The organism is Streptomyces sp. NPDC030862 (assembly GCF_055571835.1).
In genome coordinates this window covers 147,577-163,056 of record NZ_JBVIEN010000013.1, presented here as the reverse complement: position 1 = coordinate 163,056, position 15,480 = coordinate 147,577, and the positions used below count along the sequence as shown (strand labels likewise).

At 73.4% G+C, this 15,480-nt stretch carries 10 protein-coding genes; 8 read left to right on the top strand and 2 right to left on the bottom strand.

The annotated features are described in order from the left end of the window. Positions 1 to 86 precede the first annotated feature (86 nt). The 5 genes from ACZ42X_RS30260 to ACZ42X_RS30240 are packed head-to-tail and all read left to right on the top strand — an operon-like array spanning position 87 to position 7,934. Positions 87 to 1,763: an extracellular solute-binding protein gene (locus ACZ42X_RS30260; protein ID WP_468296665.1), complete on the top strand. Its 1,677-nt coding sequence runs from the start codon at positions 87 to 89 to the stop codon at positions 1,761 to 1,763. Further along, positions 1,760 to 2,725, top strand: a complete 966-nt coding sequence (locus ACZ42X_RS30255; protein WP_468296662.1) for an ABC transporter permease — start codon at positions 1,760 to 1,762, stop codon at positions 2,723 to 2,725. Before ACZ42X_RS30260 ends, ACZ42X_RS30255 begins: the two co-directional genes overlap by 4 nt. Beyond that, positions 2,722 to 3,648: a carbohydrate ABC transporter permease gene (locus ACZ42X_RS30250; RefSeq protein WP_468296660.1), complete on the top strand. Its 927-nt coding sequence runs from the start codon at positions 2,722 to 2,724 to the stop codon at positions 3,646 to 3,648. Before ACZ42X_RS30255 ends, ACZ42X_RS30250 begins: the two co-directional genes overlap by 4 nt. 33 nt (positions 3,649 to 3,681) lie before the next feature. Further along, a complete protein-coding gene (locus ACZ42X_RS30245; RefSeq protein ID WP_468296658.1) occupies positions 3,682 to 5,655 on the top strand; it encodes a beta-galactosidase in 1,974 nt (657 codons plus the stop codon). 50 nt (positions 5,656 to 5,705) lie between these two features. Continuing rightward, on the top strand, positions 5,706 to 7,934 hold the full coding sequence (locus ACZ42X_RS30240; protein ID WP_468296655.1) for a glycosyl hydrolase family 95 catalytic domain-containing protein: 2,229 nt from the start codon (positions 5,706 to 5,708) through the stop codon (positions 7,932 to 7,934). Here ACZ42X_RS30240 and ACZ42X_RS30235 read toward each other — a convergent pair. Next, on the bottom strand, positions 7,921 to 9,018 hold the full coding sequence (locus ACZ42X_RS30235) for a LacI family DNA-binding transcriptional regulator (protein ID WP_468296734.1): 1,098 nt from the start codon (positions 9,016 to 9,018) through the stop codon (positions 7,921 to 7,923). The genes ACZ42X_RS30240 and ACZ42X_RS30235 overlap by 14 nt on opposite strands. 88 nt (positions 9,019 to 9,106) lie before the next feature. Continuing rightward, a complete protein-coding gene (locus ACZ42X_RS30230) occupies positions 9,107 to 11,677 on the bottom strand; it encodes an alpha-L-arabinofuranosidase C-terminal domain-containing protein (RefSeq protein ID WP_468296653.1) in 2,571 nt (856 codons plus the stop codon). A 160-nt stretch (positions 11,678 to 11,837) separates the two neighbouring features. On the opposite strand from ACZ42X_RS30230, the gene ACZ42X_RS30225 reads away from it, so the two are divergent. Genes ACZ42X_RS30225 through ACZ42X_RS30215 form a run of 3 tightly spaced genes read left to right on the top strand, consistent with a single transcriptional unit; the run spans position 11,838 to position 15,443 of the window. After that, positions 11,838 to 13,904, top strand: a complete 2,067-nt coding sequence (locus ACZ42X_RS30225) for a SpoIIE family protein phosphatase (protein WP_468296651.1) — start codon at positions 11,838 to 11,840, stop codon at positions 13,902 to 13,904. After that, positions 13,904 to 14,929 (top strand): PHP domain-containing protein, encoded by a 1,026-nt coding sequence (locus tag ACZ42X_RS30220; protein ID WP_468296648.1) that lies wholly within the window; start codon positions 13,904 to 13,906, stop codon positions 14,927 to 14,929. Before ACZ42X_RS30225 ends, ACZ42X_RS30220 begins: the two co-directional genes overlap by 1 nt. A 34-nt stretch (positions 14,930 to 14,963) precedes the next feature. Further along, positions 14,964 to 15,443 (top strand): hypothetical protein, encoded by a 480-nt coding sequence (locus tag ACZ42X_RS30215; RefSeq protein WP_468296645.1) that lies wholly within the window; start codon positions 14,964 to 14,966, stop codon positions 15,441 to 15,443. Positions 15,444 to 15,480: the final 37 nt, after the last annotated feature.

Sequence of the window (15,480 nt, the reverse complement as noted above, 5' to 3'; positions counted from 1 at the left end):
TTGTGTGTGGCCCTGGCGGTCACCTAACCTCGCACCACATCGAAGCGCTTCAACTCCCCGCTCACGCGCCCTGAAGGGTTGACGCCATGACGCCGAACTCCCCCTCCGCCTCCCCGAGTCGGAGAACCTTCCTGGCCTCGACGGCGGTCGCCGCGGTCGCGGTGGCCGGCGGAGCGCCGCTGCTCACCGCCTGCGGCGGCGGGCGGAACGAGAAGAAGGACGGCGCGACCTCCGGCAAGGACGCGGAGAAGCTCCTGCCGGCCTTCGCCGCGCGGACCGTCGTGGCGCCGGACATCCCGTCGAAGAACGGCTCCGCGGCCGGTTTCACCACCGGCATCGCCACGGAGGGGCTGAAGGCCTCGGTGGCGGCGAAGGCGGGCAAGGGTGGCACCGTACGGATCATGGCGCCGCTGTGGGGCTCCCCGCCGAAGAGCGGCAACCCGTACTACCGGGCGATGGACGAGGCCATCGGCGTCCGCACGGTGTGGCAGAACCAGGACGGCAACACGTACGACGAGAAGCTCGGCGCCGTCCTGGCCTCCAGCGACATCCCGGACGTGGTGGTCGTGCCCGCCTGGAACCTCACCGGGAGGATCCCGAGCGCGGTCAACGCCAAGTTCGCCGACCTCGGCCCGTACCTCTCCGGCGAGAAGGTGAAGGCGTACCCGAATCTGGCGGCCGTGCCCACGGACGCCTGGCAGCGGTCGATCTTCGGCGGCGCGCTGCGCGGCATCCCGATGCCCGCCTCGTCCGTCGTCAACATCGCGCCCTTCTACCGGCGGGACGTCTTCGAGGAGCGGGGCTACCGGCCGCCGAAGAACGCCGCCGAGTTCCTGGCCTGGGCGAAGGAGGCCACCAGCGCGAGGGCGAAGGTGTGGGCGTGCGACGACCTGAAGTGGACGGCCTTCACCATGTTCGGCGTGCTCCCCGGCAGCGACAGGGCCCTGTGGTGGGACCGGCAGGGCATCTCTCTGGTGAACCGCGTGGAGACCGAGGAGTACCTGGAGGCGCTGGAGTGGACGCGCTCGCTGTACGCGGCGGGCGTGGTGCACCCGGACGCGAAGGCGGCCCAGGGCGACGGGGGCAACCGGTTCACCTCGGGCCAGGTGCTCGTGTACAACCAGGACCTCTCCCACTGGTACAGCAAGAGCGCCGAACAGGCGGTGCAGAACCCGGACTTCCGGATGGGTGCCTTCGACATCCCCGGCCACGACGGCTCGGCGCCCCGGCTCTACGCCACCCAGCCGGCGAACATCTGGGCCTTCGTCAGCGCCAAGGCGCCGAAGTCCGTGGTCGAGGACGTGCTGGCGGTGGCCGACTTCTGCGCGGCACCGTACGGCACGAAGGAGCGCATGCTCACGGACTACGGCGTCGAGGGCGTGCACTACACGATCCACAAGGGGGTCCCGGTGAAGACCGACGCCGGCCACCTCCAGGTCACGGGCGCCTTCGACTACCTGGGCGACCCGGCCCCCTACCTCGCCCACCCGGACCGCGCCGACATCACCCGGCTCCAGGTGGAGTGGCAGCAGCGGATGGGGGCCTTCACCAAGAAGACCGCCTTCTACGGGCTGACCGTCACCGAGCCGAACCGCTGGGCCAACCTGGCCGACGACTTCGAGCAGCTGGAGGACGACGTCGTACGCGGCCGCAAGAAGATCGGCGACGTGCGGCAGGCGGTGTCGGAGTGGAAGCGGGCGGGCGGCGACGAGCTGCGCGACTGGTACCGCAAGCTGCTCGACGAGACCGGCCCGGCGGCATGAGGAAGCCCGCCGGCGGCCGCACGCGTGCCCCCGGGAGGCGCGGCCTGCGGTCGCGGTGGCGGCGGGACCGGACGCTCGTCCTGATGACCCTCCCGGCGCTGCTGCTCGTCCTGGTCTTCCACTACGTACCGGTCTTCGGCAACGTGGTGGCGTTCCAGGACTACGACCCGTACCTCAGCGAGAACGGCTTCGTCGCCATCCTGGAGAGTCCGTGGACCGGGTTGGACCAGTTCGAGCGGATCTTCACCGACCCGGCGTTCTGGCGGGCGGTCGAGAACACGCTGGTGCTGTTCCTCCTCCAGCTGGTGCTGTTCTTCCCCGTGCCGATCGCCCTGGCCCTGCTCATCAACAGCGTCGTCCGGCCGCGCGTCCGCGCCGTCGCCCAGGCGATCCTGTACCTGCCGCACTTCTTCTCCTGGGTGCTGGTCATCGCCGTCTTCCAGCAGATCTTCGGCGGCGCCGGCATCATCGCGCAGACCCTGCGGCTCCACGGCGTCGAGGGCTTCGACCTGATGACCGACCCCGGCGCCTTCGCGTTGCTGGTGACGGCGGAGGGCGTCTGGAAGGACGCCGGCTGGGGCGTCATCGTCTTCCTCGCCGCGCTCTCCTCCGTCAGCGACGAGCTGTACGAGGCGGCGGCGATGGACGGCGCGGGCCGCCGGCGCCGCCTGTGGCACGTCACGCTCCCGGCGCTGCGCCCGGTGATCGCGCTGCTGCTGGTGCTGCGGGTGGGCGACGCGCTGACCGTCGGCTTCGAGCAGCTGCTGCTGCAGCGGGACGCGGTGGGGCCGGACGCCGCCGAGGTGCTCGACACCTACGTGTGGTGGAACGGCATCCGCAACCAGGACTTCGGTTATGCGGCGGCCGCCGGACTCGTCAAGGGCGTCGTCGGGGTGGGGCTGGTCCTCACGGCGAACAAGGTGGCCCACCTCATGGGCGAGCAGGGGGTGTACCGGAAATGAGCTCCGACGCGGGCGCGCGGAACCGGCGGCGGGCCGCGCCGCCCCGCCCGGTATGGGAGGAACCGCCGGGCAGGGCCGGTGTGGCGGCCAAGGGAATCGTCCTGGCGGGAGCGTGCCTGGCGGTCCTCTTCCCGCTGTGGATCGTGATCGTCACGAGCCTGTCCACGCCGGAGACCATCAGCAGGGCGGGCGGCCTGGTGGTCGTCCCGAGGGACGTCACCTTCGTGGCGTACGAGGAGCTGCTCGGCGGCGGTCAGGTGCAGCGGGCGGCGCTGGTCAGCCTCGGGGTCACGGCGGTCGGCACGCTGTTCAGCATGACGGTGTCGGTGCTGTGCGCGTACGGCCTGTCGCGTCCCGGGTCACTGGGGCACCGCTGGGCGCTGATGACGCTGCTCGCGACGATGTTCTTCGGCGCGGGCCTGATCCCGACCTACCTGCTGGTGCAGGCGCTGGGGCTGACCGACACCTATCTGGCGCTGATCCTGCCGAGTGCGGTGAGCGTCTTCAACGTCCTGGTCCTGCGGGCGTTCTTCATGGGCATCTCGCAGGAGCTGGTCGACAGCGCCCGTATCGACGGGGCGGGGGACTTCCGGATCCTGTGGCGGATCGTCCTGCCGCTGTCCCGCGCCGTGCTGGCGGTGATCGCGCTGTTCTACGCGGTCGGCTACTGGAGCGCCTGGTTCAACGCCTCCCTCTACCTGACCGACCAGGACATGATGCCGCTGCAGAACGTCATGATCCAGATCGTGCAGAAGCAGGAGCCGCCGACCGGGCTCGGGCAGCTGATCAGGACGAACCAGCTCTCCCCGCTCTCCGTGCAGATGGCGGTCATGGTGCTGGCGCTGGTGCCGGTCGCGGTCGTCTCGCCGTTCGTCCAGAAGCACTTCAAGAAGGGGATGCTCACCGGCGCCGTCAAGGGCTGAGCCGCGTGCGCACCCGGAGGGAGACCGTGTCCGATGCCCCGTCTCGACGACGCCACCCGTGGCCGGCTGCTCTTCGGCGGCGATTACAACCCCGAGCAGTGGCCCGAGGAGACCTGGGCCGACGACGTCCGCCTGATGCGGGCCGCCGGGGTGAACTCCGTGACGGTCGGCGTCTTCTCCTGGGCCCGGCTCGAACCCCGCCCGGGGGCGCGGCACTTCGGCTGGCTGGACCGGGTGATGGACCTGATGCACGCGCACTCCGTCGGGGTGGTGCTCGCCACGCCGACCGCGTCGCCGCCGCCCTGGATGGGGGCGCGCCACCCGGAGACGCTGCCGCGCGACGAGGACGGCCGCACGGTGTGGTGGGGCTCGCGCCAGCAGTTCTGCCCCAGCTCGCCGGTCTACCGCCGGTACGCCGCCGCGATCACCGAGGACCTCGCCCGGCGGTACGGCACGCACCCGGCGCTGACGATGTGGCACGTCAACAACGAGTACGGCACGCACTGCTGGTGCGACGGGACGGCCCGCCACTTCCGCCGCTGGCTGCGCGCCCGCCACGGCACCCTCGACGCGCTCAACGAGGCGTGGGGCACCGCCTTCTGGAGCCAGCGCTACGACTCCTGGGAGGAGATCATCCCGCCGCGCCGCGCCCCGTACCTGCGCAATCCCGCCCAGGAGCTGGACTTCAAGCGGTTCACGTCCGACGCGCTGCTGGAGTGTTTCACCGCCGAGCGGGACATCGTCGCCCGCCACACGCCGCACATCCCGGTGACCACCAACTTCATGCCCTTCTGGTCCGGGCTGGACGGCTGGACGTGGGCCGGGCGGGAGGACGCGGTGTCGGTGGACGTCTACCCCGACCCGAAGGACCCGTACGGCGGGCAGTACAACGCCATGATCGGCGACCTGACCCGTTCGCAGGCGGGCGGCGGGCCCTGGATGGTGATGGAGCAGGCGGCCGGGCCGGTCAACTGGCGGGCCGTCAACCAGCCCAAGCCACGCGGCCTGAACCGGCTGCTGTCGCTGCAGTCCGTCGCCCACGGCGCCGACGCGGTCTGCTACTTCCAGTGGCGCCAGTCCCGTCAGGGCGCCGAGAAGTTCCACTCCGGGATGGTGTCCCACGCCGGTGAGCGGGGCCGCGCCTTCCAGGAGGTGCGGCGGATCGGGGCCGAACTGTCCCGGCTGGGCGAGGTGACGGGGAGCCCCACGGAACCGGGCGTCGCGGTCCTGCACGACTGGAACTCCTGGTGGGCGGGGCAGCAGGGCGGCCGCCCCTCGTCGGAGGTCGACTACGCCGAGGTCGTCCGCGCCTGGCACCGGGCCCTGTGGGAGGCGCACCTGCCGGTCTCCTTCGCCCACCCCGAGCACGGCCTCACCGGTTTCCCCGTGGTCGTCGTCCCGCACCTGTACCTGCTGACGGACGCGGCGGTCGACAATTTGGTGGCGTACGCGCGCGACGGCGGCACCCTCGTCTCCGGCTTCCTCACCGGGGTCGCGGACGAGGACGACCGCGTACGGGAAGGGGGCATGGACGCGCGGTTGCGGGCGCTCTTCGGCATCGGGACGGTGCACGAGTGGTGGCCGCTGGACCGGGGCGAGACCGTGGCGTGCGACGGCTTCGACGGCACGCTGTGGTCCGAGGAGCTGACGGCGGACGGCGGTGAGGTGGTCAGCGCCTACCGGGGCGGCGAGCTCGACGGCCTCCCGGCGGTGCTGCGCCGCGGCACCGCCTGGTACGTCTCCACGCTGCCCGCTCCCCCGGCGCTGCGCGACCTCCTCGCGGCCGTGGCCGCCGGGGCGGGCGTACGGCCCGTGCTGGAGGGGCTGCCGGCGGGCGTGGAGGCCGTACGGCGCGGAGAGCTGCTCTTCGTGCTCAACCACGGGCGCGAGCCGGTGACGGTGACCGTGCCGGGGGCGTTCCGCGAGGTGCTGACGGGCGCGGCGGTGAGCGGCTCGCTCGGTCTGGAGCGTTACGGCGTGGCGGTGCTGCGGGCGGCGGGCGCGTGACGGGCGACGGGCGCGAGAGGGGCGGCGGGCGCGAGAGGGGCGGCGGGCCGGTGCACGGTACGTGGGAGCCCGCGCCCGCGCACCGCTGGGAGGACGCCTTCCTGAGCGGCAACGGCCGCCACGGGGTGCTGGTGTTCGGCGACCCCGACGACGAGCGGGTCGTCGTCACGCACCACACCCTGGTGCGGCCGGTGCCCCCGGCCGACACGCTGCCGCCCCGGCTGGCGCACCGGCTGCCGGGCCTCCAGGACCGGTTGCTGAGCGGCGAGCCGGACGCGGCGGAGCGCTTCACCGACGGGCGTGCGCTGCGCTGGGTGGGGGCGTTCCACCCGGGGCTCCAGGTACGCGTCCGGCGCGAGGACCCGGCGGCCGGGCCCGGGGGCTTCCGGCGGGAGGTGGACTTCGCCACCGGTGTGGCCGCCTCCGTGCGCGCGGGCCGCGCGAGCCGGGTCTTCGTCTCGCGCGCCGACGACGTGATCGTGCAGTACGTGACCGGGGCGCCGCTCACCGCCGCCGTCGCCCTCGACCCCCGGCTCCCCGGCGCTCCGGAGGGCCTCGCCATCGGCCGGGGCACCGCGCTGCACCCGCGCGGCGCGCTGCTGACGCTGCGGGCCCGCTACCCGGGGGCGGACGGCGAGGCGGACGGCGAGGCGGCCTTCACGGGCGTGACCCTGGCGCTCGCGGCGGGCGGGCGCACCGCGATCGGCCGGGACGGGCTGCGGGTGTCGGACGCCGGGGCGCTGCTGCTGCTCACACGGGTGCGCCGCCACCGCGGCGAGACTCCGGTCGAGGACGAGGCGGCGTCCCTGCGCGCGCTCGTCCCCCAGGGCGCCTCGCCTGCGGAGGCGTACGCGTGGCTGCTGGCCCGCCACGAGGTGCTGCACCGGGCCGCGTACGAGCGCGTCACGCTCGACCTCGGCGGCGGCGCCGCCGACCGCGCCCTGCCCGGCGGCGAGCTCCTGGCCCTGCCCGGCAGTCCCGCGCTGGTGGAGCGGCTGTTCGCGGCGGGCCGTTACCACCTGCTGTCGGCGAGCGGGATGCTGCCGCCGCGTCTGACGGGCCTGTGGACCGGTGACTGGAACACCGCCTGGTCCGGGGCGTTCACCACGGACGCCAACCTGGGCCTCCAGACGGCGTCCGCCGCTGCCGCCGCCCTGCCGGAGGTGAGCGAGGCACTTGCGGCGCTGGTGTACGGGCAGTGGGCGGACTGGCGGGACAACGCGCGCGCGATCTTCGGGGCGCGGGGGGTGGTCGCCCCGGCCCATACGGACGGCGTGTCGGGGCACGCGTACCACTTCCAGCGGTCCTACCCGCTGCACCTGTGGACGGCGGGCGCCGACTGGCTGCTGCACCCGCTCGTCGAGCACGCGGAGACGGAGAGCGGCGCACCGGACCCGCGCCTCGCCCCGGCGCTGGCCGAAGTCGCCCTGTTCTACGAGGACTTCCTGACGCGCACCGGGCCGGACGGGCGGCTCGTGATCGTGCCGTCGTACTCCCCCGAGAACCGGCCCGTGGGCGGCGGTTGGGGCGCGCTCAACGCGACGATGGACCTCGCGGCGGCCCGCCACGCCCTGACCACGGCCGCGGCCCACTCCCCCGCCGAAGCCGAGGCGGTACGGCTGCGCGCGCTCGCGGACCGGCTGCCGGACTACCGGGTCAACGCGGACGGTGCTCTGGCCGAATGGGCCTGGCCCGGGCTGGAGGACCGCTACGACCACCGCCACCTGAGCCACCTGTACCCCGTCTGGCCGCTCGGCGCGATCAACCCGTACGACACGCCCGAGCTCGCCCGCGCCGCCGGCCGCGCGCTGGAGCTGCGCGGCGCGGAGAACGGCTCCGCACACGGGCACCTCCACCACGGCCTGGTCGCGGCGCGGCTGGGGGACGGCGAGCGGGCGGCGGGCGCGCTCGGCCGGGTCCTGCACGGCGACTTCTTCCACGCCTCGCTGATGAGCGCGCACTACCCGGGGCGCGAGGTGTACAACGCCGACGCCGCGCACGCCCTGCCCGCCCTGCTGATCGAGCTGCTCGTCCAGTCCACGCCCGGCCGGCTCGTGCTGCTGCCCGCGCTCCCGGCGGCGTACCCGCGGGGCGCGCTGCGCGGGGTGCGGACCCGCTTCGGCGCCGAGGTGGACCTCGTCTGGGACGACGGCGTGGCCACGGCCACGGTGCTGCCGTCGCGCACGGTGCGGGTCGAGCTGCGGACGCCCGACGGCTCACCGGCGCGGCTGGCGCTGACGGCCGGCGAGGAGCGCGTCGTGTCGTTCAGCGTGCGCTAGCCCGGCCCGTGCTCGCGCGGACGGTCAGCTCGGGGGCGAGCAGCACGACCTCGTCCGTGCCGCGGCCCTCCAGTTTGGCGACGACCTGCTCGACGGCGTACCGGCCCATGTCCTGCGCCGGTACGGCGACGGAGGTGAGCGGTACGGAGGCGTGGGCGGCGACCTGGTCGGGGCAGATCGCCATCACGGAGACGTCCTCGGGCACGGCGCGGCCCTGCTGGCGCAGCAGGGCGAGGAGCGGGTCGGTGGCGGCCTCGTTCTGGACGACGAAGGCGGTGGTGCCGGGCCGTTCGTCGTGGACGCGGGCGAGGGTGGCGGCGACGGCGGCGTAACTGCCCTCGCAGGGGCGGTGCAGGAGGCGCAGGCCGAGCGCGTCGCTGCGGCGGCGCAGCCCGGTGAGGGTGCGTTCGGCGAAGCCGGTGTGGCGCTCGTACACGGCCGGGGCCTCGCCGATGACGGCGATCTCGCGGTGGCCGAGGGAGGCGAGGTGGTCCGCGCACAGGGCGCCGGCGGCCTCGAAGTCGAGGTCGACGCAGCTCAGTCCGGTGGTGTCGGCGGGCAGGCCGATGAGGACGCCGGGGCGTGCGGCCTCGCGCAGCAGCGGCAGCCGGTCGTCGTCGAGCTCCACGTCCATGAGGATCATCGCGTCGGCGAGGGCGCTGCCCTCGATGCGGCGGACGGCGGCGGGGCCTTCCTCGCCGGTGAGGAGCAGGACGTCGTAACCGTGGGCCCGGGCGGTGGTGGCGACGGCGATGGCGATCTCCATCATGACCGGGACGTACATGTCGGTGCGGAGCGGGATCATCAGCGCGATGATGTTGGACCGGCTGCTGGCGAGCGCGCGGGCGCCGGCGTTGGGGTGGTAGCCGAGTTGGGCGATGCTGCGCTCGACGCGGGCGCGGGTGGAGGCGGAGATGGACCGCTTGCCGCTGAGGACGTAGCTCACGGTGGAGGCGGAGACTCCGGCGTGCTGAGCGACGTCGGCGAGGGTGACCATGCGGCTCTCCCGGAGGTGAAGCGCTTCGACTCGTTGGGCTCCGACCTTAGGGCGGCTACGGAGAGCTGTCCAGGGGCTGTTCGGCAGCCTGCATCGAAGCGCTTCGACGCACGGCGGCGAAAAGGCCGGGGAGCACGGCGGTGCCCCCCGGCCAGGGTAGTGAACTCCCCGTCCCCTATCCGGTCTTGATCCTCAGGAAGGTGACCGAGTGGGCCGGGAAGGTGTGGGTGAACTGCCGGCCGATGCCGCGCAGGGTGGACTCGCGCGGCTGGATGGGCCGTGTGTCGGCGGTGTTGACGGCGTCCGGCGCGCCCTGGAGCGTGGTCAGCCGGGCCGTCGGGGCGACCTTGTCGGTGCCGAGGTCGACGCGGGTCCGGGCGGGCGCAGCCTGCGCGTTGACCACCTTGACGACGAGGTCGCCCTTGTCCCGCGTCACCACCTGGCGGAAGGGTTCGGCGGTCTTGTCGTCGGTGAAGGAGCCCCACTTCTTCCCGTCCAGGTAGAGGGTGACCTGGCGGCCCCGCACCTGGACGTGGAGGTCGTACGTCCGGCCGGTCTCAATGGTGGTGGCGTCCTCCAGCAGCGTCTGCTTGCCGCCGTCCACGGACTCCTCCACGGCGGAGCGGGTGTTGCCCCAGCCGCCGAGGTTCCACCAGTAGTGGTTGCCGGTGTCGCGGACGCCGAAAGCGATGAGGAAGCCCTCCTTGCCGGACTTCTTGGTGGCCTTCACCCGCAGGTCGTAGTCGTGCCAGCCGGGGTCGCCCGCCGTCACCAGGGTGTTCTCGGCGGCCGCGTCGGACTGTACGAACGCGCCGTCCATCACGGCCCAGTCGCCGCGCCCGGCGGTGCGGGTCCACCGGGCGTCCCCGGCGGAGAAGTCGTCCTTCAGCAGCGTGGCGCCGTCCGCGCCGGTGACCTCGACGTCGTCGTACGCGGCGCTCGTCGCCCACGTCGACAGGCCGACGGCGCCGGTGATCGGCCCGGAGACGGCGGGCGTGGCGGAGGCGCGGCTCGGGACGACCCGGTCGCCGGTGTTGTTCATGAAGAGCTTCTGCACCTCGTAGCTGGTCGAGCCCCAGGAGCGGTGGTTGTCGAACCAGATCATGTCCGGCCGCCACTGGTTCTGCTGCACGTCGGCGAGGAGCGGGGCGTAGGAGGCGAGTTTGACGATGTCGGCGTTGCGCTCCAGGCCGGTCATGTAGGCGGCTTCGGCGAGGGCGTTGGAGAAGCGGTTGTCGAGGGACGCGTACTCGCCGAGGAAGACCTTGGGGCCCCGGCGGTCGTAGGAGTCGTAGCGGTCGTTGTTCTCCAGGAACCACTGGGGGCTGTTGTAGTAGTGCTCGTCGACCATCGCGACGCCGGCCTCGCGGTTGAGCTGCCAGTGGCGGTCGAAGACGCCTCCGGCGTCGTCGGGGCCGGAGTTGGAGATGACGGTGATGCCCGGGTGCTTCGCCTCGATGGCCTTGCGGAACTCGGTGAACCGGGCGAAGAAGGCGTCGGGGAGGTTCTCCTCGTTGCCGACCGCCAGGTGGGTCAGGCCGAAGGGCCTGGGGTGGCCCATCGCGGCGCGCTTGCGGCCCCATGCGCTGGTGACCGGGCCGTTGGCGAACTCGATCAGGTCGAGGGTGTCCTGGATGTGCCGCCTGAGGAGGGCCGGGTCGTCGGTGGCCTGGTTCTGGCCGCAGCCGGTGACGAGGGCGGGGACGACCGGCAGCGGCATGGCGCCGAGGTCCTCGGCGAACTGGAAGTACTCGTAGTAGCCGAGCCCGTAACTCTGGTGGTAGCCCCAGAAGTTGGCGTTGACGGCGCGCTGCTCTACGGGTCCGATGGTGTCCTTCCACTGGTAGGACCGCTTGCGCTCCCAGTGCGGGGCCTCGTACGCCTGGTGGCTGCCGGTGTTGACGAGGCAGCCGCCCGGGAAGCGCAGGAAGCCGGGCTTGAGGGCGGCGATCTTCTCGGCGAGGTCCTTGCGCAGGCCGTTCGGGCGGCCCTTGTAGGTGTCGCGGGGGAAGAGCGAGACCATGTCGAGGCGTACGGTGCCGGTGCCGGCGGCCGTGACGGCGAGGCGCCCGCCGGTGGTGGTCACCTTGGGGACGAGCGTGCCGGTGTACTTCGCCCAGCGGTCTCCGCGCACGGTGAGGTTCAGGGGCGCGGACAGGACGGTGCCGTCGGCGGCGCGCAGTTCGGCGGCGAGGCGGGTGCCGGAGGGGCGGTCGGTGCGGGCCCAGACGGAGAAGTCGTAGCGGCGGCCCTCGGTGAGGGCCATGCCGGCGCCGTAGCCGCTGTTGACGATGCCGAGGCGGCCGGTGGCGGTGTTCGCCGGGGCGAGGTCGAGGCGCAGGTGGTGGCGGTTGCGCTCGTTCAGCCGGTGGGCGTCGTCGGCGACCCGGAGCTCGCCGTCGGCGCCGCCGGCGGCGGTGCGCTGCCAGGCGGTCAGCGGGGTGTAGGCGGGGTTGTCGGCGGGGCCGTACTCGAAGGAGCGGTTCTGTACGAGTTCGGCGTACAGCCCGCCGTCGGCGGCGTTGTTGATGTCCTCGTAGAAGACGCCGTACATCGTGCGGTCGATCGCCGGGCCCGCGCGGTCGGGGTCGACCGTGAGCGAGTAGTCGGCCGGCTCGGCCGCCGCGGGGTTCCGGGCCCGGGCGTCGTCGGCGTGGGTGGCGGGCGCGGTCAGCACCGTGCCGGCGAGGAGGGCCGGGAGGAGAGCCGCCAGCGCGAGGCGGTGCCTCGGCCGTGTGCGTGCCATGGGTGTGCTCCTGGAAGCGTTGATTGTTCGAGATATCGGACATTGACCAGGACTTCGAACAGACCTTAGGCAGGGGGCGTGAACGCGTCAACGGGCTGGACACGAACGCCCGGCTCCGACGCCTTGGCGTTCCCGCGTGACGCACTCGACAATGAGGGTGATGACGGACAACCGGGCACACAGCGGCGAGATCGGCACGCCGGAGCGCCTCGCCATGAACCGCACCGGCAGCTTCGACTGGGATCTCGACGCCGGGACGATCGACGTCGACGAGGCGGGTCTGCTGGTGTTCGGCGTGGCCCCGGGCACGTTCGACTCCCGGCCCGCCTCCCTGGTGCGGCGGCTGGAGCCGGAGGAGCGGTCGCGGCTGGAGGCCGTGATCCGGGAGGCGCTGAGCAGCGGCCGTCCTTCGTACGCCGCCCACTTCCAGATCCCGCTGGACGACGGGTCACCGCAGTGGACGCACGTCCAGGCACGCATTCTGCGGGGCGCCGACGGCCGGGCCCACCGGATCGTGGGGATCGTCCGGGACACGACGTTCGAGGTCACCCACTCGGCGTTCGTCGTGGAGCTGGAGAGGCGCCGGGAGCGCCAGACGAACATGGTCGAGCGCACCACACAGGCGCTGTCCCGCGCGGTGACCGTGGACGACGTCACCGCCGCGCTGACCGGCCCCGGCGGTCTCGCACGGCTCGGCGCCGACGGGTTCGCGCTGGGCCTGGTCGAGAACGGCTCGCTCAACATCATCGCGCTGAGCGGCGAGTCGCTGGACGCGCTGGAGGAGCTGCGGGTGCAGCGGCTGGAGCGCGGCCTGCCGCTGGCCGAGACGGTGCTCACCGGGCGCCCGCTGTTCTCCAGCTGCTTCCAGAACCTGATCCGCGGCTACCCCGCCCTCGCCCCGTACGCCGGACAGCTCCGCTTCCGGGCCGCGGCCTACCTGCCGCTGGTGGCGCAGGCCCGCACGCTCGGCGGGATGGCGCTGTTCTACCGCAGCCGCACCGCCTTCAGCGCGGACGAGCGCAACCTCACCCTAGGGCTGGCGGCGATCGTGGCGCAGTCGCTCCAGCGCGCGATCCTCTTCGACGAGGAGCGGGAGGTCGCCACCAGCCTCCAGGCCGCGATGCTGCCGCGCCGCATCCCCGCCGTGGAGGGCGGCGAGATCGCCGTGCGCTACCACTCGGCGTGGAGCGGCCGCCAGGTCGGCGGGGACTGGTACGACGTGATCCCGCTGCCCCGGAGCAGGGTCGGGGTCGTCGTCGGCGACGTCCAGGGCCACGACACGCACGCGGCCGCGATCATGGGCCAGCTGCGCATCGCCCTGCGCGCGTACGCCGGTGAGGGGCATGCTCCCTCCACGGTGCTGGCGCGGGCCTCCCGGTTCCTCGCCGAGCTGGACACCGAGCGGTTCGCCACCTGCGCCTACGCGCAGGCCGACCTGGGCACGGGCACGGTCCGGGTGGTGCGGGCCGGCCACCTGGGGCCGCTGATCCGGCACACCGACGGACGGGTCGGGGCGCCGAAGGTGCCGGGAGGGCTGCCGCTCGGGGTGGCGTCCGTCTTCGGGGACGAGGAGTTCCCGGAGACGCGGCTCGACCTGGTGCCCGGCGAGACGCTGGTGATGTGCACCGACGGCCTGGTCGAGCAGCCGGGCGTGGACATCGGCGAGGGCCTGGCCGCGCTGGAACGGGCGGTGAGCAGCGGCCCGCCGGGCGCGGAGGCGCTGGCCGACCACCTCTCGGAGCGGTTCTGGGAGCGGTGGGGCGCCGGCGACGACGTGGCGCTGCTGGTGCTGCGGCGCAGCCCGGACCCCGGCACGACCCGGGCGCCGCGCATCCACCAGTACATCCACCAGGCGGACCCGCAGGGCCTGTCGGAGGCGCGGGCGGTGGTGCGGCGGGCGCTGCGCGACTGGGGGATGCGGGAGTTCGCGGACGACGCGGAGCTCGTCACCGGCGAGCTGCTGGGCAATGTGCTGCTGCACACGGAGGGTGGCGCGGTGCTGACCCTGGAGGTGCTGCCGGAGCCGGTGCGGCGGGTGCGGCTGTCGGTGCAGGACCGCTCCAGCGCGTGGCCTCGGCGGCGTTCGCCGGGCGAGGCGGCGACGGGCGGGCGCGGGCTGCTGCTCCTGGACGCGCTGGCGCTGCGCTGGGGCGTGGAGCCGCGCGGTGAGGGCAAGGCCGTGTGGTGCGAGATCGGCCCGTCGGCCCGGCGCCCGGGAGCCGCGTGATGGACCCCGTCGAGGCGCTGGACCGGATCGCGTTCCTGCTGGAGCGGTCGCAGGCACCGACGTACCGGGTGCGGGCCTTCCGTACGGCGTCGGCGGCGCTGTCCGCCCTGAGCGACGGCGAGGTGGCCGAACGCGCGGCGGCCGGGACGCTGGAGCGGGTCAAGGGCGTCGGGCCGAAGACCGCGCAGGTGGTGCGCGAGGCGCTGACCGGCGAGGTCCCGGCGTACCTGAAGCGGCTGGAGGAGGAGGCGGGTGAGGCGGCCACGCTCGGGACGGAACTGCGGGCGGCGCTGCGCGGCGACTGCCACCTGCACTCGGACTGGTCCGACGGCGGCAGCCCGATCGAGGCGATGGGCCGGGCCGCGGCGGCGCTCGGCCACGAGTGGGCGGTGCTCACCGACCACTCGCCCCGGCTGACGGTGGCCCGGGGCCTGTCGGCCGAACGGTTGCGGGAGCAACTGGACGTGGTGGCGGAGCTGAACGAGCGGTGGGCCCCCTTCCGGCTGCTGACCGGCATCGAGTGCGACATCCTGCTGGACGGCACCCTCGACCAGGAGCCGGAACTCCTCGACCGGCTCGACGTGGTGGTGGCCTCCGTCCACTCCAAGCTGCGGATGGAGGGGCCCGCCATGACGCGGCGCATGGTCAGGGCCGTACGCAACCCGCTGGTGGACGTGCTGGGCCACTGCACCGGCCGGCTCGTCGGCGGCAAGCGGCCGGAGTCGGACTTCGACGCGGACGCGGTCTTCGCGGCGTGCGCCGAGTCGGGCACGGCGGTGGAGATCAACAGCCGCCCCGAGCGCCTGGACCCGCCCCGGCGGCTGCTGCGCGAGGCGGTGGCGGCCGGGGTGTTCTTCGCCGTCGACACCGACGCCCACGCCCCCGGCCAGCTGGACTGGCAGATCATCGGCTGCGCCCGCGCCGAGGAGTGCGGCGTACCGGCCGACCGCGTGATCAACACCTGGTCGGCCGACGACCTGCTCACCTGGACCCGCACCCGTCGGGCACCGCAGGGGGCGGGCTGAACCGCCCTCTCCCCCGTGTGGAAGGCTGCGCGGCATGGATGAGACGGACGCGGACGATTTCAAGAGGCGGGTCGAGGACGCGTGGGAGTGGTGGGGCGCCGCCATCGAGGAATCGCAGGAGGGCCGCTGGGTGCGCGACGCCGTCGAACGCCAGGTCCTGGCGGACATCACGGCCGCGACCAATCCCCTGCACGACGGACGGCTCCCTCCCTTCCCCGAGGACAGCTGGCACGTGCGGATCGGGCGGGTCGCCAACTGGGCCGGCGCGCTCCGGCTGGCCGCCCGGGCGGGCGGCTGGGAGCTCCAGCCGATCGCCGGACGCACCCCGCCCCAGCCGGCGGGCATGGCGGAGCTGTTGTCCGGCATCTACGCGGTCGGCCGGCAGGGCGAGGTGTGGATGAAGCAACTCGTGAGCGGCGGCGGGCCGCCCGCGGAAGCCGACATCGCGGCGGCCGAGTGCTTCCTGCACGGACCGGGGTCCATGGACGACCTGCAGCTGTTCTTCTACGACTGAAAGCCCCGAAAACAGGTTCGAGTGACCGCTCTGTCTG